21 protein-coding genes are annotated in these 19,078 nt (G+C 69.9%); 7 read left to right on the forward strand and 14 right to left on the reverse strand.

Annotation, left to right across the window (positions count from 1 at the left end; genetic code table 11):
• Positions 1–8: 8 nt before the first annotated feature.
• Positions 9–290, reverse strand: a complete 282-nt coding sequence (locus ACFVQ0_RS10390) for a sigma factor (protein ID WP_390086464.1) — start codon at positions 288–290, stop codon at positions 9–11.
• Positions 291–336: 46 nt separating this feature from the next.
• Between ACFVQ0_RS10390 and trpS the strand changes: the two genes are divergently transcribed.
• On the forward strand, positions 337–1,350 hold the full coding sequence (gene trpS / locus ACFVQ0_RS10395) for a tryptophan--tRNA ligase (protein WP_311303655.1): 1,014 nt from the start codon (positions 337–339) through the stop codon (positions 1,348–1,350).
• A 106-nt stretch (positions 1,351–1,456) separates the two neighbouring features.
• Positions 1,457–2,047: a 2'-5' RNA ligase family protein gene (locus ACFVQ0_RS10400; protein ID WP_390086466.1), complete on the forward strand. Its 591-nt coding sequence runs from the start codon at positions 1,457–1,459 to the stop codon at positions 2,045–2,047.
• 55 nt (positions 2,048–2,102) lie between these two features.
• On the opposite strand, the gene ACFVQ0_RS10405 is transcribed toward ACFVQ0_RS10400, so the two are convergent.
• Together ACFVQ0_RS10405 and ACFVQ0_RS10410 are read right to left on the reverse strand one after the other, a co-directional pair.
• On the reverse strand, positions 2,103–2,882 hold the full coding sequence (locus ACFVQ0_RS10405) for a decaprenylphospho-beta-D-erythro-pentofuranosid-2-ulose 2-reductase (protein ID WP_390086468.1): 780 nt from the start codon (positions 2,880–2,882) through the stop codon (positions 2,103–2,105).
• A gap of 98 nt (positions 2,883–2,980) precedes the next feature.
• Positions 2,981–4,354: an FAD-binding protein gene (locus ACFVQ0_RS10410; RefSeq protein ID WP_390086469.1), complete on the reverse strand. Its 1,374-nt coding sequence runs from the start codon at positions 4,352–4,354 to the stop codon at positions 2,981–2,983.
• A gap of 140 nt (positions 4,355–4,494) precedes the next feature.
• Here ACFVQ0_RS10410 and ACFVQ0_RS10415 point away from each other — a divergent pair, with 140 nt between their 5' ends.
• On the forward strand, positions 4,495–5,508 hold the full coding sequence (locus tag ACFVQ0_RS10415) for a YihY/virulence factor BrkB family protein (RefSeq protein WP_390086471.1): 1,014 nt from the start codon (positions 4,495–4,497) through the stop codon (positions 5,506–5,508).
• Between the two features lie 25 nt (positions 5,509–5,533).
• On the opposite strand, the gene ACFVQ0_RS10420 is transcribed toward ACFVQ0_RS10415, so the two are convergent.
• Positions 5,534–6,796 carry a D-alanyl-D-alanine carboxypeptidase family protein gene (locus ACFVQ0_RS10420; protein ID WP_390086473.1) on the reverse strand — a complete coding sequence of 421 codons (1,263 nt, stop codon included), beginning with the start codon at positions 6,794–6,796 and terminating at the stop codon, positions 5,534–5,536.
• Positions 6,797–6,932: 136 nt separating this feature from the next.
• On the opposite strand from ACFVQ0_RS10420, the gene ACFVQ0_RS10425 reads away from it, so the two are divergent.
• The 3 genes from ACFVQ0_RS10425 to ACFVQ0_RS10435 all read left to right on the forward strand — a co-directional run bounded on the left by ACFVQ0_RS10425 (position 6,933) and on the right by ACFVQ0_RS10435 (position 10,339).
• Positions 6,933–7,178 carry an SCO4848 family membrane protein gene (locus tag ACFVQ0_RS10425; protein WP_024492305.1) on the forward strand — a complete coding sequence of 82 codons (246 nt, stop codon included), beginning with the start codon at positions 6,933–6,935 and terminating at the stop codon, positions 7,176–7,178.
• A gap of 54 nt (positions 7,179–7,232) precedes the next feature.
• A complete protein-coding gene (locus tag ACFVQ0_RS10430; protein WP_390086475.1) occupies positions 7,233–8,576 on the forward strand; it encodes a metallophosphoesterase in 1,344 nt (447 codons plus the stop codon).
• Between the two features lie 209 nt (positions 8,577–8,785).
• A complete protein-coding gene (locus tag ACFVQ0_RS10435) occupies positions 8,786–10,339 on the forward strand; it encodes an ABC transporter substrate-binding protein (protein WP_390086477.1) in 1,554 nt (517 codons plus the stop codon).
• Between the two features lie 64 nt (positions 10,340–10,403).
• Here ACFVQ0_RS10435 and ACFVQ0_RS10440 read toward each other — a convergent pair whose 3' ends face one another.
• The 4 genes from ACFVQ0_RS10440 to ACFVQ0_RS10455 all read right to left on the reverse strand — a co-directional run bounded on the left by ACFVQ0_RS10440 (position 10,404) and on the right by ACFVQ0_RS10455 (position 13,346).
• Positions 10,404–11,141 (reverse strand): TetR family transcriptional regulator, encoded by a 738-nt coding sequence (locus tag ACFVQ0_RS10440; RefSeq protein WP_390086479.1) that lies wholly within the window; start codon positions 11,139–11,141, stop codon positions 10,404–10,406.
• Positions 11,142–11,161: 20 nt separating this feature from the next.
• On the reverse strand, positions 11,162–11,608 hold the full coding sequence (locus ACFVQ0_RS10445; protein WP_390086481.1) for a thiol-disulfide oxidoreductase DCC family protein: 447 nt from the start codon (positions 11,606–11,608) through the stop codon (positions 11,162–11,164).
• 9 nt (positions 11,609–11,617) lie between these two features.
• Positions 11,618–12,049: a hypothetical protein gene (locus ACFVQ0_RS10450; protein ID WP_390086483.1), complete on the reverse strand. Its 432-nt coding sequence runs from the start codon at positions 12,047–12,049 to the stop codon at positions 11,618–11,620.
• Between the two features lie 70 nt (positions 12,050–12,119).
• Positions 12,120–13,346, reverse strand: coding sequence for an MFS transporter (locus tag ACFVQ0_RS10455; RefSeq protein WP_390086485.1), 1,227 nt, complete (start codon positions 13,344–13,346; stop codon positions 12,120–12,122).
• An 88-nt stretch (positions 13,347–13,434) separates the two neighbouring features.
• Between ACFVQ0_RS10455 and ACFVQ0_RS10460 the strand changes: the two genes are divergently transcribed.
• A complete protein-coding gene (locus ACFVQ0_RS10460; RefSeq protein ID WP_390086487.1) occupies positions 13,435–13,944 on the forward strand; it encodes a MarR family winged helix-turn-helix transcriptional regulator in 510 nt (169 codons plus the stop codon).
• Between the two features lie 59 nt (positions 13,945–14,003).
• Here the strand turns inward: ACFVQ0_RS10460 and ACFVQ0_RS10465 are convergent, their stop codons facing one another.
• The 6 genes from ACFVQ0_RS10465 to ACFVQ0_RS10490 all read right to left on the reverse strand — a co-directional run bounded on the left by ACFVQ0_RS10465 (position 14,004) and on the right by ACFVQ0_RS10490 (position 18,905).
• The gene (locus ACFVQ0_RS10465; protein WP_390086489.1) at positions 14,004–14,576 is read right to left on the reverse strand and encodes a hypothetical protein; all 573 of its coding nucleotides are present in this window, start codon (positions 14,574–14,576) and stop codon (positions 14,004–14,006) included.
• 178 nt (positions 14,577–14,754) lie between these two features.
• On the reverse strand, positions 14,755–15,531 hold the full coding sequence (locus ACFVQ0_RS10470; RefSeq protein WP_390086491.1) for a succinate dehydrogenase iron-sulfur subunit: 777 nt from the start codon (positions 15,529–15,531) through the stop codon (positions 14,755–14,757).
• The gene (gene sdhA / locus ACFVQ0_RS10475) at positions 15,531–17,285 is read right to left on the reverse strand and encodes a succinate dehydrogenase flavoprotein subunit (protein ID WP_390086493.1); all 1,755 of its coding nucleotides are present in this window, start codon (positions 17,283–17,285) and stop codon (positions 15,531–15,533) included. Before sdhA ends, ACFVQ0_RS10470 begins: the two co-directional genes overlap by 1 nt.
• Before the next feature lie 30 nt (positions 17,286–17,315).
• Positions 17,316–17,789, reverse strand: coding sequence for a succinate dehydrogenase hydrophobic membrane anchor subunit (locus ACFVQ0_RS10480; protein ID WP_390086495.1), 474 nt, complete (start codon positions 17,787–17,789; stop codon positions 17,316–17,318).
• Positions 17,790–17,794: 5 nt separating this feature from the next.
• The gene (gene sdhC / locus ACFVQ0_RS10485) at positions 17,795–18,175 is read right to left on the reverse strand and encodes a succinate dehydrogenase, cytochrome b556 subunit (RefSeq protein ID WP_073732547.1); all 381 of its coding nucleotides are present in this window, start codon (positions 18,173–18,175) and stop codon (positions 17,795–17,797) included.
• Positions 18,176–18,395: 220 nt separating this feature from the next.
• The gene (locus tag ACFVQ0_RS10490) at positions 18,396–18,905 is read right to left on the reverse strand and encodes a 2-oxo-4-hydroxy-4-carboxy-5-ureidoimidazoline decarboxylase (protein WP_390086497.1); all 510 of its coding nucleotides are present in this window, start codon (positions 18,903–18,905) and stop codon (positions 18,396–18,398) included.
• Positions 18,906–19,078: the final 173 nt, after the last annotated feature.

Genomic DNA, 19,078 nt, shown 5'->3' on the forward strand with positions numbered 1-19,078 from the left:
GGAAACCTTCACTTCACGGCGCGCCCGGCCACCGCGCGCAGCCGGCCGGCCGAGCGGACTGTGTTCCTGGTCTCATTGACGACGATCCGCCACAGCCAGGGCCGGAACGCCGCGTCCTCGCGGAACCCGCCCGGCGGGCGGCAGGCCCGCAAGAACGCGGACCGCACCACATCCTCCGCCTCCGCCCTCCGGCGGGGCGCGAAAGCGCGGCCCGCGCCCTCGTCATCGATGGCGCGGCCCCCCTTCCGGCCCGGCCGCAGAGCCCCCTCCTGCGTCCTCACACCTTTCATACACCGGCTGCCCGAGATCGGTTCCGTACCTGAGACAATGATTTCTATGGCCTCTGAACGTCCCCGTGTGCTCTCCGGAATCCAGCCCACCGCAGGCTCGTTCCACCTCGGCAACTACCTCGGCGCGGTCCGCCAGTGGGTGGCCCTGCAGGAGTCCCACGACGCCTTTTACATGGTCGTCGACCTGCACGCGATCACCGTCCCGCAGGAACCCGCGGCCCTGCGCGCCAACACCCGGCTCGCCGTCGCCCAGCTGCTCGCCGCCGGGGTCGACCCGGACCGCTGCACGCTCTTCGTCCAGAGCCACGTCCCCGAGCACGCCCAGCTCGGCTGGGTCATGAACTGCCTGGCCGGCTTCGGTGAGGCGGCCCGGATGACGCAGTTCAAGGACAAGTCCGGCAAGCAGGGCACCGACCGCACCACGGTGGGGCTCTTCACCTATCCGATGCTGATGGTCGCGGACATCCTGCTCTACCAGGCCGACCAGGTCCCGGTGGGCGAGGACCAGCGCCAGCACCTGGAGCTGACCCGCAACCTCGCGGAGCGGTTCAACGGCAGCTACGGCGACACGTTCACCGTGCCGGACCCGTACATCCTCAAGGAGACCGGAAAGATCTACGACCTCCAGGACCCGTCCGCGAAGATGAGCAAGTCGACGGCGAATCCCAAGGGTCTGATCAACCTCCTGGACGAGCCGAAGGTCACCGCCAAGAAGGTGAAGAGCGCGATCACCGACACCGACACGGTGATCCGTTTCGACCCCGCGGAGAAGCCGGGCGTCAGCAATCTGCTGTCCATCTACTCGACGCTCACCGACACGTCCGTCGCCGACCTGGAGCAGAAGTACGAGGGCAAGGGCTACGGTGCGCTGAAGACCGACCTCGCGGAGGTCATGGTCGATTTCGTCACACCGTTCCGCACCCGCACCCAGGAATATCTCGACGACACCGAGACGCTGGACTCCATCCTGGCCAAGGGAGCGGAGAAGGCCAGGGCCGTCGCCGCCGAGACCCTGGCGCGGACCTACGACCGCATGGGTCTTCTGCCCGCGAAGCACTGAGTCCAAGGACCCTGGCGGTACCACCTCCACAGGCGGCACACTGGCGGCGTAAAGCTTGCGGCCGTCGGTGGCTGAAAACAGACCATCAAGGATTGAGGAGAACGACGTGGGGACCGTAACGCTCGGCGTTTCGATCGCGGTCCCGGAGCCCTACGGCAGCCTGCTCCAGCAGCGGCGCGCGAGCTTCGGGGACCCTGCCGCGCATGGCATTCCCACCCACGTCACCCTCCTTCCGCCGACCGAGGCGGAGGCGGCCCACCTGCCCGCGATCGAGGCGCATCTCGCCGGGATCGCGTCCGGTGGCCGCCCCTTCCCGATGCGGCTGTCCGGCACGGGCACCTTCCGCCCGCTCTCGCCGGTCGTCTTCGTCCAGGTCGTCGAGGGCGCCTCGGCCTGCTCCTGGCTGCAGAAGCGGGTCCGGGACGCGTCGGGGCCGCTGGTGCGCGAGCTCCAGTTCCCGTACCACCCGCACGTGACCGTGGCGCACGACATCTCCGAAGAGGCGATGGACCGGGCGTACGCGGAGCTGGGCGACTACGAGGCCGCCTGGACCTGCGGTTCCTTCGCTCTGTACGAACAGGGCCAGGACAGCGTCTGGCGCAAGATCAACGAGTTCCCGTTCGCGGCTGGCGGCGGCGCGCCCGCCCTCCCCGCGCAGAGCGGCAGCTCCGTGGACGCGCCCTCGCTCCACCCCTGAGCCGATAGACCCTGAGCCGGCAGGCCCGGAGCCGATGGACCCGGAGCTGGCCGGATCAGACCGGTAGCCGCCGGAACAGCGGGCGCGGCACATGCCGCAGCGCCGACATCACCGCCCGCAGCGCCCCCGGCACCCACACCGTCTCCGAGCGGCGGCGCAGCCCCGTCACGATCGCGGCCGCGACCGCGTCCGGCGTGGTGACCAGGGGCGTCCGGGTGAACGGGATCGTCGCGAGCGGCGTCTCCGCCGCCGTACCGGCCGACCGCACGGGACCGGGGCGGACGACCATCACGTGCACGCCCGTGCCGTGCAGCGCGTCCCCCAGCCCCTGGGCGAACGCGTCCAGGCCCGCCTTGCTCGACCCGTAGATGAAGTCCGCGCGCCGTGCGCGCTCCCCGGCCACCGACGACAGCACCACCAGCGAGCCGTGCCCCTGCGCCTGGAGTGCGCCCGCGCACACCAGCCCGGCGGAGACGGCCCCCGTGTAGTTCGTCTGGGCGACCCGGACCGCCGAGAGGGGTTCCTCCTCGTCACGTTCCTGGTCGCCGGGGATACCGAAGGCGAGGAGCACCATATCGATGTCGCCCTCGGTGAAGATCTTGCCGAGGGTGGTCTCGTGCGACTCGGTGTCCAGCGCGTCGAAGTCGACGGTACGGACGTAGGCGCCGCGCCCGCGCAGCTCGGCCGCCGCGGACTCCAGGGCGGGGGAGGGGCGGCCGGCCAGCCAGACCGTGCGGGTGCGGCAGGCGATCAGGCGGCGTGCGGTGGCGAGCCCGATCTCCGATGTGCCGCCGAGGACGAGCAAGGACTGCGGGGCACCGAATGCATCCTTCACGGAAACGCTCCTTGGGGGAGGGGGAGGGGGAGAAGGCGAGGGAAGGCGGGGGAAAGCGAGTGGAAGCGGGGAACGGAGAGGCGTGGGCGGCGCGTCGGTCAGAGCGAGAGCCGGCGCGAGAGGTCGGATCTGAACGCGCCGTCCGGGTCCAACTCGGCACGCAGTGAACGGAAGTCGCCCAGTCGGGGATACATCGCGGCCAGCACGTCCGGGCGGATCCGTGAGTCGTTCGTCAGGCAGACCCGGCCGCCCGCGGCCGCCACCTCCTCGTCCAGGCCGTCGAGGAAGCGGGCCAGCCCCGGCAGGGCGGCCGGCAGGTCGAGGGAGAGCGCCCAGCCCGGCACCGGGAACGACAGCCAGCCGGGACCGCCCGCACCGAACCGCCGGAGCACGCCGGGGAACGGTGCGCGGCGCCGCCGCGAGAGCTGCCGGACGATCCGGTGCAGCGTCTCCTCCTGCCCGTGGCCGACGGCGAATTCGTAGTGCACGAGACCGCCGCGCCCCTGGACCGGGCTCCAGTGCGGCACGGCGTCCATCGGGTGGAAGAAGGCGGAGACGCGCCGCAGCTCGCCGGTGCGGGACCGGGGCGCCCGGCGGTGGCGGAGTTCGGCCAGGGCGGCCGAGGCGGCGCGGCCGACCAGCCCTCCCGAGACGAGATCCGGGACGAGTCCCGAGCCGAGCGGGGAGGCGGCGGGCCGTTGGGCGGTGCGGAAGGCGAGCGGTGTGCGCTGGGCGTGCGCCGGGAGTGCGTCCAAGGGGGCGTGTTCCCCGCTGGTCAGTACGCCCCGGCCCGTCGCCCGGCCGCGCGAGGTCAGGTCGATCCGGGCGGACGCGTAACGGTGGTGCTCGCCGGCCGTGGCGAGGCGGGCCAGCAGATCGTCCAGATCGGCGGCCCGTTCGGTGTCGACCGACATCAGGGACGTCGCGACGGGGTGGAACCGGAGCGTGGCCGAGAGGATCACCCCGGTCAGGCCCATGCCGCCGGTGGTCGCGTCGAAGAGCGGGGTGCCGGGCCGTACCGTACGGATGCCGCCGTCGGCGGTGAGCAGCTCGAACCGTACGACGTGCCGCGAGAAGGAGCCCGCGACGCGGTGGTCGTCGCCGTGGACGTCGGAGCCGATCGCGCCGCCCACCGTGATGTACCGGCTGCCGGGCGTCACCGGCAGGAACCAGCCGAGCGGAAGCAGCACCTCCAGCAGCCGGTGCAGGCTCGCACCCGCCTCGCACACCACCTCACCCGTCCCGGCGTCGAAGGCGAGGACGCGGTTCAGCGCCGTCATGTCGAGGACCGAACCCCCGGCGTTCTGGGCCGAATCACCGTGCGCCCGGCCCAGCCCTCTGGCGATCGAGCCACGGGGCCCGCAGCCGCGTACCGTCGCCGCCGCCTCCTCGTAACTACCGGGGCGGAAGCGCAGCGCGGTCGTCGGGGCGGTGCGGCCCCAGCCGGTCAGGGACACGGTGTCGACAGACATGAGGGTGACCGTATCGCCCGAGAAAACACCTTTGAGGGATTTGTTACAACACTCACCGAAATGGGTGATTGAAAGGGTGTCATCTCCTACGCGGCCGACCGGACGCCGGTTTTCGGTGGCGAGGAGGGTAGTCGTACGTCATGGACTGGCTGAAAAAACTCCCCGTCATCGGTCCGCTCGTCTCCCGGCTGATGGAGACGCACGTCTGGCGCAGTTACGAAACGCTGGTACGGGTCCACTGGGCGCGGCTCGCGGCGGCGATCACGTTCATCAGCTTCCTGGCGCTCTTCCCGCTGATCGCGGTCGCCGCGGCGATCGGTGCCGCGCTGCTCTCCGACAGCCAGCTCGACAAGATCGAGGACAAGGTCGCCGAGCAGGTCCCCGGCATCTCCGACCAGCTGGGCATCGACAATCTGGTGGCGCACGCGGGCACGGTCGGCCTTGTGGCCGGTGCGCTGCTGCTCTTCACCGGCATCGGCTGGATCGGCTCGATGCGGGACTGTCTGCGCGCGGTGTGGGACATGGACGATCTGGACGAGGGCAATCCGGTCATCCGCAAGCTCAAGGACGCCGGGGTGCTGTTCGGCCTGGGCGGGGCGGCGCTGGTGACCCTGGCGATCTCCTCGGTCGGCTCCGTCGCGGTCGGCTGGGTCGCGGATCTGCTCAACATTCCCGAAGACGGCGCGGGCGGTGTGCTGCTGCGGATCGCGGCCCTGGCGGTGGCGGTGTGCGCCGACTTCCTGCTGCTGCTCTACCTGCTGACGCTGCTGCCCGGCGTCGAGCCGCCGCGACGCCGTCTGATCGTCGCCTCGCTGATCGGCGCGGTCGGCTTCGAGCTGCTGAAGCTGCTGCTCGGCAGCTATATGAAGGGCGTCGCGTCGAAGAGCATGTACGGCGCGTTCGGCGTGCCGATCGCCCTGCTGCTGTGGATCAACTTCACCGCGAAGCTGCTGCTGTTCTGCGCCGCCTGGACGGCGACGCCCAGCAAGGACGCCGAGGAGCCGCGCCCCGTGGAGGGCGACGCGGCCCCGGAAGCCTCGGGCGCCCCGGAGGCCGCGGACGCCTCAGCTGCCCCGGACGCCCCGGACGCCCCGGACGCCCCAGCCGCCCCGGCCGGCGGCGGCGAGGCCCGGGGCGGGAGCACCCGGGCCTAGCGCACCCGGCTCGGGGTCGGGGAGGTCAGGGGCGGGGGCGGCGGCGCACCAGGTCCGGCAGCGGCCAGCGCCGGTTGACCAGGTACGCGGCCCCGGCGACCAGCACCAGCACCCCGCCGACGATGCCCAGCGCGACCCCGACCCCGCCGGAACCGCTCGTGGCGGCGGCCTTGGTGGTCTTCGCCGCACCGTGCCCGTCCTTGGCGGCGGCGGGGCCGTCGGCCTCCGCGCCCTTGCCCGTGCCGGTGTCGGGCATCGCGGACTTCGGGGGCACCAGTTCGCCGACCGGTGTCACCTTGCCGCTCGCGCTGAAGCCCCAGTCGAGCAGGCTCGCCGCCTCCTTGTAGACGGAGTGCGTCTCCTCCGACGACGGATGCATGACGGTGACGAGCAGCACCTTGCCGTCGCGCTCCGCGACACCCGTGAAGGTGTTGCCCGCGTGCGTCGTGTAGCCGTTCTTGACGCCCGCGATGCCCTTGTACGGGGTGACGCCGTCGGCGCCGGTGAGCAGCCGGTTGGTGTTCTGGATGCCGAACTCCTCCCGCTTCTCGCCCTTCTCCTTCTTGCCGGGGAACTCCGCCGTGCCGGTCGCGCAGTACTCGCGGAAGTCCGCGTTCTGCAGCCCGCTGCGGGCGAACAGGGTCAGGTCGTACGCGCTGGACACCTGCTTGGGGGCGTCGTAGCCGTCGGGCGACACGACGTTGGTGTCCAGGGCCTGCAGCTCCTCGGCGTGGCTGTTCATGTCGTGGACGGTCTTCGGGACGCCCCCGTACATCGCGGACAGCACGTGCACCGCGTCGTTGCCCGAACGCAGGAAGACGCCGAGCCACAGGTCGTGCACCGTGTAGCTGAGGTCCTCCTTCACCCCCACCAGGCTGCTGCCCTCGCCCATGTCCGCGAGGTCCTCGTCCTTCACCGTGTACTTCCGGGTCTTCGGCTGCAGGGCCGGTGCCGGCATCACGGTGTCCGCGAACAGCATCTTCAGGGTGGAGGCCGGAGGCAGCCGCCAGTGCGGATTGTGCGAGGCGAGCACCTCACCGCTCTCGGCGTCGGAGACCATCCACGATCTGCCGGTCAGACCCTTGGGCAGGACCGGCGCCCCGGGGCCGAGATTCACCTGGGTGCCGGACAGGCCGAGCTGTTCGCCACCGATCCGCGACATGTCCGAGGGCGGCTTCGGCGCGTCGTCGGTGCTGTCCTGGGAGACCGCAGAGGCAGGGCTGACGGCGAAAACGGACAGCAGAGCGGCAGAGGTGACCGCCAGCGCGGTCTTCTTGAGAGCTGACACGGTCGAAAACGTACATGCAGTTGATGTGAAAATAGGCACCGACGGTATGACCCGCCGTGCGTACCGCCGGGACAGCCCACCCCAGGACAGCCCACCCCGGGCGAGCCGGCCCCGGCGAGCCGGAGATACTGAGTCCATGAAGCTCAGCCGCCCCGTCTCCTGGTTCCTGCTCGCATTCGGGGTGTGGAGCTGGTTCATCTGGATCACTTTCGTCAAGAACCTGTGGAAGGACGGCAGCGGTCTCGCCTTCGACGACGCGGGTGACCCTACTGCGTACTTCTGGGTGCATCTGCTGCTCGCCATCACGTCCTTTCTTCTGGGGACGGCGGTTGGCGTGATCGGGTTCCGTGGCATCAGAGCGTTGCGAGACCGGTCCGCGTAGCGACGCAGTACCTCGTACGGACCGGATACGGACAAAAAGGGCGGGGCAGCGCACGTGGCAGTCATTGGATTCGCTCTGCTGGCGATCGTGGCCCTCGCGCTGCTCGTCGCCGTGCACCGCTATGTGTGGCGCCGCTTCGTCGGTGACACCACAGCCGCGGGCAGTGGGCTGCGCCGGGCGGGCACGGTGGCGGCGTACGCACTCCCGCTGCTGAGCGTCGGCGCCCTGGTCTCCGGTCGTTCGGGTGCGCCGTTCTGGCTCCAGCGGGTGCTGGCCTGGCCGGGCTATCTGTGGCTGGCCGCGCTGCTCTACCTGACGCTGGCCCTGCTGGTCGGCGAGGCGGTGCGGCCGCTGCTGCGCCGGCTGCTCGCGCGCCGGGCGACACCGGACGGGGCCGACGCCGGGGCCGAGCCGGCACACACGCCGGAGACCGCGCGCACGCCGGAGACCGCGCGCACGCCGGAGACCGCGCGCACGCCGGGGAACGGGCGGGCGGCGGCCGAGGCCGAGCGCGCCGGAACCGACACCAGGACGGCCGCGCCGCCCGCGTCCTCCACACCCCCCGCCCCCTCCGCCTCGCGCCGGCTCTTCGTCGCTCGGGCCGTCGGGGGCGCCGCGGCCGTCGCCGGGCTCGGCACGGTCGGGTACGGCACGTACGGGGTGCTGCGCGGCCCGAGGGTCAAGCGCGTGACCATCCCGCTGGCCCGGCTGCCCCGCTCCGCGCACGGTTTCCGGATCGCCGTGGTCAGCGACATCCACCTCGGCCCGATCCTGGGCCGGGCGCACACCCAGCGGATCGTCGACACGGTCAACCGGACCCAGCCCGACCTGATCGCGGTCGTCGGTGACCTGGTCGACGGATCGGTCGCGGATCTCGGTCCGGCGGCGGAGCCACTCGCGGGCCTCCGCTCCCGGCACGGCGCGTTCTTTGTCACCGGCAACCACGAGTACTACTCCGGTGCGGCCCAATGGGTGGACCACGTAAGGGAATTGGGGATGCACCCGCTGGAGAATGCCCGGGTGGAGATCGACGGCTTCGATCTGGCCGGGGTCAATGACATCGGGGGCGAGAGCGAGGGACAGGGCCCGGACTTCGGCCGCGCCCTGGGCGACCGGGACCGCTCACGGGCCGCCGTCCTCATGGCCCATCAGCCCGTCCTCATCGACGAGGCCGTCGCGCACGGCGTGGACCTGCAACTCTCCGGGCACACCCACGGCGGCCAGCTCTGGCCGGGCAACTACATCGCGGAACTGTCCAACCCCACGGTCGCCGGTCTCGAACGCTACGGCGACACCCAGCTGTACGTCACGCGCGGCGCGGGCGCCTGGGGTCCGCCGGTACGGGTCGGCGCCCCCTCTGACATCACCGTCGTCGAACTCGCCTCCAAGCAGGCCTAGTCCGCCTCCCCGGGGCGAATTCGGTGACCGGTCACCAACCCTCTGTATTCGGCCTATCGACGAAGGTTTCAAGTAACGAACAAAAGGCTATGTATCCCTGATTTGCTCTTCCAGATGTGAAAATCGTGTGATTGGCTGAGCGCGAACGTGCGGTGATCTGCGTATCTGAGCGCGACACCGAGGTGGGGCTGTTAAGGGAGAGCACGGCAATGCGGTCGATCCGAATACGGATTCTCGCGATTCTCGCGGTTTTGGTCATCGCAGGCGTCGGCGCCTGGCAGTTGCTTCCTTCGGACGGAGCGAAGGAGGATCCGGTCTCCGTCGGCACGACCGACGTGGTGACCTCGCTCGACCCGGCGGGTGCGTACGACGCCGGCTCGTGGGCGATGTACAGCAACGTCTACCAGTCCCTCATGACGTTCAAGTCCGGGGCGATCGTCCCCGAGCCGGACGCGGCCGAGAGCTGCGGCTTCCTCGGCGGGAAGCTCCAGACGTACCAGTGCAAGCTCCGTGACGACCTGTCGTTCTCCAACGGCCGGAAGATCACCGCGGAGGACGTCAAGTACTCCTTCGAGCGCATGCTCAGGATCAAGACGGACGTCGGCCCCTCTGTGCTGTTCCCGACCCTCAAGAACGTGGTGACCGAGGGCCGGATGATCACGTTCAACCTCTCCGCGCGCGACGCGACGTTCCCGCAGAAGCTCGCCACCGGGGCCGGTTCGATCGTCGACCGGGAGGCCTACTCGGAGAACAAGCTGCGCTCCGACAACAAGGTCAGCGGCTCGGGGCCGTACGTGCTCAAGTCGTACCAGCCGGGCTCCAAGGCCGAACTGGTGCCGAACACCAAGTACAAGGGCGCGCTGAAGAAGACCGGCGGACCGGTCACCGTGCGCTACTACAAGGAGTCGGACGACCTGCTGTCGGCCTGGAAGTCGGGGCAGATCGATGTCACGCACCGTCAGCTCCCGCCGTCCGCGCTCGCCGAGCTGAACCCCGGTGACGCCGATCAGCGCGTCACCGAGGCGGACAGCGCCGAGATCCGCAACCTCGTCTTCAACGTCCGCGCCGGTTCGCCGCTCGCCGACAAGCGGGTCCGGCAGGCCATCGCGTCGATCATCGACCGCGCGCCGCTGGTGACCAAGGTCTACCAGGGCACCGTCGAGCCGCTCTACTCGCTGATCCCGCAGGGCTACATCGGGCACAGCACCCCGTTCTTCGACGAGTACCCGTCGCCCGACCCCAAGCGCGCCAGGAAGCTGCTGGAGGAAGCGGGCGTCCAGCTGCCGCTTCCGATCACCTTCGCCTACCGCACCGGCGACTCGTACACGCCGGAGAGCAAGGAGATCCAGCGGCAGCTGAACGCCGACGGGCTGTTCAAGGTGACGATCAAGTCCGTGGAGTGGACGGCGTTCCAGAAGGGCTACGCGGCCGGTAAGTACGACATGTACACCGTCGGCTGGCTCCCCGACTACCCGGACCCCGACACCTTCAGCCAGCCCCTCGTGGGCCGCGACACCAGCCTCCACAACGGCTACAGCAGCAAGAAGATGGACCAGCTGATCAGCGACACGCTGCAGTTCAGCGACCGCAGCCGCACCTCGGCCGACTTCAAGGACCTCCAGAAGCTGGTCGGCGAGGACGTGCCGCTCGTCCCGCTGTGGCAGAAGAAGGACTACGTCCTCGCCAAGCCCGACGTGTCCGGTTCGCAGTACCTCTCGGACGGCACCGGCATCTGGCGGCTGTGGGAACTCGGCTGGATCTGACGAACTGTCATGAAGTAGCGGTCAGAGCCACCGCCCCGGCATCAACGGGGCGGCCGCTCCGGCATCAACGGGGCGGCCGCTCCGTCGTCTGCGCCGTCGTGCGGCCCGTCGCGCCCGGCAGGAACTCCTCCAGCACCGCGTGTACTTGGCGCACGAGCGGCCGCAGCACCCGGAACCGGGACAGCGCGATCGCCCGCGCGACGATCGGGGCGGTGCGCTCCACGAGCCGGCGGCTGCGTTCGGCGTTGTCCGTGCGGTCGTACACCCAGTACAGCACCAGGCCCATCTGGTTCAGCCACATCAGCTGCGGCAGCAGCTCGGCCAGTTCGGGATCGACCTTGGTGTCCGCGCCCGCCAGGCAGCGCCGGTGGATGGAGATCGCCGCGTCGCGGGCCGCGAAGGAGTCCTCGGAGAAGGGGCTGAGCGGGCTCTCCGGGTCGGCGGCGTTCTTGAAGAACTGGGCGGCGAAGCGGTGGTACGGCTCCGCCACGTCCAGCCAGCAGAGGAGGACCCCGCGGATGCGTACCGCGAGGTCCTGGTCGCCGGCCAGGACCGGCTGGACCGCCGCCTCGTGCTCGGCGGCGATCCGGTCGTAGAAGCCCTGGACGAGGTGTTCCTTGGACGAGAAGTAGTAGTACGCGTTCCCTACGGAGACCCCGGCCTCCTGGGCGATGGCCCGCATCGTCGTCTTGTCGTAACCGCGTTCCTGGAAGAGCCGGAGCGCGGTTTCGAGGATGAGCGTGCGGGTCTGCTCGCTCTTGGGAGCCTTGGCTTCCTTCACGTCCTTCTCTTCCTTCACCACGGTCCCGAGGGTATCCGGGATCACTGCGTGCCCGGCTCCGGCCCCCGCACCGCGCACTCGCCGCCTCCGCCCCCGTCCGCCCCGCAGGGCGCCGCCGTCAGTGAGCGGTACTTCGCGGCGGCGAGGACGGTCGCCCTGGCGAACGGGCGGCCGGCCGGGGTGGTCAGCCAGTGGGCCTTCGGCCGGTGCTCGGCCAGCGCCCAGAGGCAGACGATCCACGCGGACGTGGACCGGTAGACCTGGCCCCCGTCACCGATCACCGTGATCTCCTCCAGCGTCCGGGAGTGGTCGAGCGCGGGGAAGCGGCGGTGCGCCTCCGCGGAGCCCGCCGGGACCAGGTCCAGCGGGACCAGCTGACGCTGCCGCGTCAGCCACTGCCGCAGATGGACGCAGAGCGAGCACTGCGCGTCGTAGAGCACGGTGAGCCGGCTGACGGACTGGCGCTGCCCAGCTGTCCGGGCTGTCATGGCCCGCCCTCACGCCTTGCCGGCGGGAGCGGTCCACGGACCGGGGCCCGGAGGCGTCCAGCCCTGCGGCGCCACGGGCGGGGTGTGCTGGCGCTCCATCATTCCCCGGCGGCGGATCCGGTTCAGCACGTAGACGTTGCCGAGGTGCATGACCCCGAGGACGAGCAGGACGACGCCGACCTTCACCGAGAGCGCGTCGAAGAGGCCGCGGGCGTCGGTGACCTCCTCGGAGTTCTTCAGGTAGAGCGTTACGAACCCCAGGTTGACCAGGTAGAAGCCGACCACCAGCAGGTGGTTGACGGCATCCGCGAGTTTCTCGTTCCCGTGCAGTACATCGGCGAGGAACACCTTGCCGTTGCGGCTGAGCGTGCGGGCCACCCAGATGGTGAGCGCCACGCTGATGAGCAGGTAGATGACGTACGCGACAACAGTGAGGTCCATGCCCCACCCTCCCTTGAACGCGTTCAATTGCTGCTGTTGTCATGGACTGTAGACCTGCATTTGAACATGTTCAAGCGGGTGCCCCGGTGGTGCGCGTCACCCTCCCGTCGGGCGACGTGAAGCGTCGTACCCCCGGCACCGCGGCGGTGGCCAGACAGGCCGCGCCGACCGCCACCCCCGCTGCGGCCAGCGGGAGTTCGGCCCCCCAGGCGGAGGCCGCCAGCGGCGCGAGGGCGTACCCCAGCGGCATCGCCCCGAGCGAGAGCAGCCAGTCGTACGAGGTCACCCGCGCCAGCGCGTGCGCGGGCACGGCGGACTGGACGGCGGTCTCCCAGACCGGGTTGAGGTAGCCGAGCCCGGCCTGGGAGACCCCGTACGCGGCGATGGCGACGAGCGCCGGGGCGTGGGCGGCCAGCAGGCAGAGCGGCAGCGCGTACAGGGCGAGGCCCAGGTTGGCGATCAGGACCGGGCGGCGAGGGCGGGCCCGGCCGGCCAGCAGCGAGCCGAGCAGCAGTCCGACGGCGCCGGTCTGGAGGAAGGCGAGCCACATGCCCCTGCCGCCCAGGTGGTGGAGGAAGAGCGCGGGGCCGAGGGTCATCAGGACGGCCGCCGCGCCGTTCCAGACGGAGTGCGCGATCAGGCTCGTCCAGTACCAGTCGCGGCCGCGGACCTCGCCCCAGCCCTCCTTGAGGTCGCTGAGCACGGAGCTGCGGGCGACCCGGACGTGCCGGACGTCGATCGCGGACAGCAGGGCCGCGCTGACCGCGAAGCTGGCGCCGTCCAGTACGAACGCCCAGCCGGGCCCGGCCGTGAGGACCAGCGCTCCCGCGACGGCCGGGCCGCCGATCCGGGTGGCGCTGCTGACCACCGCCATCAGGGAGTTGGCGCGCAGCAGCCCGGCCTCCGCCACGGTGCCCCGGATCAGCGGTGAGACGGTCGGCATCGCGAACGCCCCGGCGGCACCGCCGATCGCCTCCGCCACCGCGATCTGCCACAGCGCCGGTGCGCCGGACAGGAGTTCGGCGCCGACGAAGAGCTGGCTGGCGCACCGTACGAGATCGGTGGTGAGCGCGACCGTACGGGCGTTGAAGCGGTCGCCCACGACGCCGCCGAGCGGCAGCAGGAGCAGCTTGGGCACCATCGCGCACGCGAGCACCAGCGCGAGCGCGCCGGTCGAGCCGGTGGCCAGGTAGACCGCGAGGGTGAGGGCCGCGGGGATCGCCGCGTCACCGAGCATCGAGAGGCTGCGCCCGATGAAGAGCAGGCGGAAGGAGCGGGTGCGCAGAGGATGAGGCATGGCGCGGAATCTATTTCGTTTCCGAAGTATTCGTCAACGAAATATGAGGCAACGAAAGGCAGTTGGGGTTCGGCGTAGGCTGTGGACCATGGAGCGACGCGACTGGACCGACGGACACGTGGAGCGGTGGAAGCCGGTGCTTCCGGAACTCGACCCGGACGTCGAGGGCGCGGTGACCAGGATGAAGAAGCTCTCCGTCCATCTGCGCCGGGTGCGCGAGCAGTCCCTCCTCGACTTCGACCTGGACCGCCAGGAGTTCGACACCCTGCACAAGCTCGCCGGGCGCGGCGGCACGGCCGCCCCGTCCGATCTCAGCGCCGACCTCGACCTCGCGCCCGCCTCCGTCACCGGCCGGCTGGACGCGCTGGAGCGTCGCGGATTCGTCCGCCGTACGCCCTCCACCACCGACCGGCGGCGCGTGGACGTGGAGTTGACGGACCGGGGACGCTCGACATGGCTCGGCGCGATGGACGTCCTCGGCAACGAGGAGGAGCGGCTGCTCGGCGTCCTCGGCAAGGACGAACGCCGGCTGCTCAACGCCATGCTGCGGCGCATCATGGTCGTCGCCGAGGACCGGGGCGGCGCCGCCTGGGACTGAGGGCTGTCCCGCGAGGTGTTACGGGACAGCCCCCGACGGTCCAGCGTGGAGCGCGCCGCTCAGACGCTCATCGAACGGGCCGTGTTGATCTGGGCCATCACCATCTGGAAGGTCTCCGGACCGAGCGCCGGGATCATCGTCGAGTGGTGGCGGCCGGCACTGGTCACCGTGATCTGGATGAAGCCCGTCGTCCGCTTCTCCTTCATCAGGAGGAAGAGCAGCCCGATCAGGCAGAACACGGCGAAGACGATGGCCAGGACGATGCCGACCGTGGGGATCTTCTCCTCGGTGCGGGACATGTCCGTGGCCGTCCACACGGCACCCTTGAGCGGCATCGTCCCGGACGGAGTCACGACCGAGTCGTTCGTCACGGTGATGTCGCCGAACGACAGCACGGGTCCGCCGCCCATCGGCATCATGCCCTGCGGGCCCGGGTAGCCCTGGCCCGGCAGCATCGGCGGGCCCGCCTGGTAGTCGTAGCCGGGCTGGGCCGCCGGGTCGGGCGTCGCCTGCGGGTATCCGTAGGCCGGGTATCCGTAGGCCTGGCCGTCCGCGACGGTGGGCGGATTCACCGGCTTCTGGGGAGGTCCCCAGGCGTGTGGGTCGCCCGCGTACGGATTCGGATCGCTCAACGTTGCCTGCTCTCGGTCAGTGGTGTGCACCCCCGTGCCGTGCTGGACCGCGGGCGGCGAACCGGTGCTCGGTTCCGCACGACCGTACCGTCACGGGTCGCGGGGCGCAGCAAGAGGCCCCGCCTCCCGCAGAGATCCTGCGGTCGACGGGGCCGGTGCGCCTGAGGCGAAGGGCGGGTCAGAAGCGACGCGTGATCAGCGCGCGCTTGACCTCCTGGATCGCCTTGGTGACCTCGATGCCACGCGGGCAGGCGTCCGTGCAGTTGAACGTGGTGCGGCAACGCCACACACCGTCACGGTCGTTGAGGATCTCCAGGCGCTGCTCGCCGCCCTCGTCGCGCGAGTCGAAGATGAAGCGGTGCGCGTTGACGATCGCCGCCGGGCCGAAGTACTGCCCGTCGTTCCAGAACACCGGGCACGAGGACGTGCACGCGGCGCACAGGATGCACTTGGTGGTGTCGTCGAAGCGCTCGCGGTCCTCGGGGGACTGCAGACGCTCGCGGGTCGGCTCGTTCCCCTTGGTGACGAGGAAGGGCATGACGTCGCGGTAGGCCTGGAAGAACGGGTCCATGTCGACCACGAGGTCCTTGAGGACCGTGAGGCCCTTGATGGCCTCGATCGTGATCGGCTTCTCCGGGCTCAGGTCCTTGATCAGCGTCTTGCAGGCGAGCCTGTTCTTGCCGTTGATCCGCATCGCGTCAGAGCCGCAGATGCCGTGCGCGCAGGAGCGGCGGAACGTCAGCGTTCCGTCGGTCTCCCACTTGATCTTGTGAAGGGCGTCGAGAACACGCTCCTTCGGGTCGATCTCGACCTGGAAGTCCTGCCACACGGACTCCTCGGAGACCTCCGGGTTGAACCGGCGGATCCGGAAGGTGGCCGTGATGTACGGGGAATCGGCGAAGCCGGCCTCGGGCTCAGGGACCTTGTCGGCCTTTTCCATCGTGGGGGTAGCCATCAGTACTTACGCTCCATCGGCTGGTAGCGGGTCTGGACGACCGGCTTGTAGTCCAGCCGGATCGACTCGGTGCCGTCGTCGGCGACCTCGCGGTACGCCATGGTGTGGCGCATGAAGTTGACGTCGTCGCGGGTCGGGTAGTCCTCGCGGTAGTGACCGCCGCGGGACTCCTTGCGCGCCAGCGCCGAAGTCGCCATGACCTCGGCGAGGTCGAGCAGGTTGCCCAGCTCGATGGCCTCCAGCAGGTCCGTGTTGAACCGCTTGCCCTTGTCCTGGATGGACACGTCGAGGTAGCGCCTGCGCAGCTCCGCGATCTTGTCGACCGCGGTCTTGATGGTCTGCTCGGTGCGGAACACCATCACGTTGGCGTCCATGCACTCCTGCAGCTCCAGCCGGATCGCCGAGACGCGCTCGGTGCCCGTGGAGTTGCGCAGCCGCTCGACCTGGTCGACGACCTGCTGCGCCGGGTTCTCGGGAAGCGTGACGAAGTCGTGCTTCGCGGAGTACTCGGCGGCGGCGATGCCGGAGCGGCGTCCGAAGACGTTGATGTCCAGCAGCGAGTTGGTGCCGAGGCGGTTGGCACCGTGCACGGAGACACAGGCGACCTCGCCGGCGGCGTACAGGCCCGGCACGACGGTGGTGTTGTCGGCCAGCACCTCGCCCTCGACGTTGGTCGGGATGCCGCCCATGGCGTAGTGCGCGGTCGGCTGGATCGGGATCGGGTCCGTGTAGGGCTCGATGCCGAGGTACGTACGCGCGAACTCGGTGATGTCCGGGAGCTTGGCGTCCAGCTGCTCCGGCGGCAGGTGCGTCAGGTCGAGGTAGACGTGGTCGCCGGCCGGACCGCAGCCGCGGCCCTCGCGGATCTCCGTGTAGATGGAGCGCGAGACGACGTCACGCGAGGCCAGGTCCTTCATGACGGGCGCGTACTTCTCCATGAAGCGCTCGCCGTCCTTGTTGCGGAGGATGCCGCCCTCACCGCGGGCGCCCTCCGTCAGCAGGATGCCCATGCGCCAGATGCCCGTCGGGTGGAACTGGAAGAACTCCATGTCCTCCAGCGGCAGACCGCGGCGGTAGCAGGCGGCCTGGCCGTCACCGGTCAGGGTGTGCGCGTTCGACGTCACCTTGAAGAACTTGCCGGTGCCGCCGGAGGCGTAGATGACCGACTTCGCCTGGAAGACGTGGATCTCGCCGGTGGCCAGCTCGTAGGCGACGACGCCGGCGGACTTCTTGACGCCGTCCTCCTCGACGACCAGCTGGTCCAGGACGTAGAACTCGTTGAAGAACTCCACGCCCTCCTTGACGCAGTTCTGGTACAGCGTCTGGAGGATCATGTGGCCGGTGCGGTCGCCCGAGTAGCAGGCGCGGCGGACCGGGGCCTCACCGTGGTTGCGGGAGTGACCGCCGAAGCGGCGCTGGTCGATCTTGCCCTCGGGCGTACGACCGAACGGCAGGCCCATCTTCTCCAGGTCGAGAACGGCGTCGATGGCCTCCTTCGCCAGGATCTCGGCGGCGTCCTGGTCGACCAGGTAGTCGCCGCCCTTGATCGTGTCGAAGGTGTGCCACTCCCAGTTGTCCTCCTCCACGTTCGCCAGCGCGGCGGCCATACCGCCCTGCGCGGCGCCCGTGTGGGAGCGGGTGGGATAGAGCTTGGTCAGCACGGCGGTGCGGCTGCGCTTGGTCGACTCGATGGCCGCGCGCATGCCGGCGCCGCCGGCGCCGACGATGACGGTGTCGTACTTGTGGATCTGCATGGTTTACCTCTGGTCCTTCGGGCCCGGCGCCTAGCGGATGTTCGGGTCGAAGGTGAAGATCACCAGCGTGCCCAGCAGGACGGTGAACACCGTGGCGGTGTACAGCAGCATCTTCAGCCAGAACCGGGTGTTGTCCCGTTCGGCGTAGTCGTTGATGACCGTACGGAGACCGTTGGCGCCGTGCAGCATGGCGAGCCACAGCATCGTCAGGTCCCACATCTGCCAGAACGGCGAGGCCCAGCGGCCGGCCACGAAGGCGAAGCCGACCTTGGACACGCCGCCGTCCAGCACCAGCTGGATCAGCAGGTGGCCGATGACCAGGACGACCAGGACGATGCCCGACAGGCGCATGAAGAGCCAGGCGTACATCTCGAAATTGGTGCGCGACCCCTTGGGCGTCTTGCCGGTCCGCGTACGCGGGGGCTCGATCACAGGGGCCGGATTGTCGACGTCGTAGAGGCTGACGCCTTCGACTGCGCCGATCGCGGAAGTCTCGGTGGACATGGGCCTCAGCTCCCGAAGATGGAACGGACGGCGTGGCCGAGGACGGGGTACAGGGCCCCGACCATGAGCACGATCCAGATGCCCAGCACGGTCCAGAGCATCTGCTTCTGGAGTCGCGGGCCCTTGGCCCAGAAGTCCACAGCGATGATGCGGAGACCGTTCAGCGCGTGGAAGAGAATCGCGGCCACGAGGCCGTATTCGAGGAGCGCGACGGGCCATGTCTTGTACGTGGCCACGACCTCGTCGTAGGCCTCGGGGGAGACACGGACGAGAGCGGTGTCCAGGACGTGTACGAACAGGAAGAAGAAAATGAGGACACCGGTGACTCGATGAGCCACCCAGGACCACATGCCTTCCCGGCCGCGGTACAGCGTTCCAGCCGGCACGGAAGAACCCTCCGGGAGCGGGGATTGGGGTCGGCCGGCTTGACTGTCGGTCTGACCCGGCCGGGTACGGTCCACCGGCCCCGGCCATCGTAGCGACGGTTTGTCGGTTCGTTCGCGGCGGGGCCTCCGCTGTGATCAAAGTGGCAACCAATCAGGCACGGACGGGCTAGGCGCGGGCCTGTCCGCAGGGCGGGGGCGATCCGGACCCGCCGATAACCCGTTACTGACTCGATACCAGACCGATGATGCGACCCCGGGCGAGTCGCCGCATTTCGTCCGCCGTCACCACCCGCTCCTGCTCCGGGTCGTGGCCCAGCCTGGCCCGGATGCCCGCCAGCACCTGGTCCGGGTGCTCGGCCGCGCGGACCCCGTCCAGGCAGATGACGAAGACATGCCCGAACTTCGACTCGTACGCGGCGTGCGCGGCGGCCAGCGCGAGGTGCGCGGAGGGTGCCGCGTCGGGCGCCAGCGCCGGGGAGGCCTCTGCGGCGAGCGCCTCGGCGCGTTCGGTGAGGGAGAGGTCGTAGCCCGCCTCGTCCGCGGCGGCGAGCAGGGCGTCCAGATCCGGGTAGGGGCGGTGGGCGGCCAGCCGCTGCGCCCAGCGGTGGCTGCCGAAGCAGTCCAGCAGGGCGGACTCGACGTCCGCGACGGGCGCGGTGTTGAAACGCCGCAGGCCGAAGGCGTACGGACCGGGCAGGCCGGGGGCCGCACCGCAGCTCTGTACGGGCACGGCGGTCCGCCGGACGGGCCGGTGCGGTTGCTCCGGCAGGCCGGCGTGGGACTCGCTGGACCTGGACAGCGTGGGCTCCTCGAATCAGCGGCATCTGTGAACCTGGAGTGGTGAGGGTCCGGAGTGACCAGGCGGATGCGGGGTGAAGGGAGAGACGAATGTGCCTCAAAGGT

Source organism: Streptomyces sp. NPDC057900 (assembly GCF_042887885.1).
Taxonomy (GTDB): Bacteria; Actinomycetota; Actinomycetes; order Streptomycetales; family Streptomycetaceae; genus Streptomyces.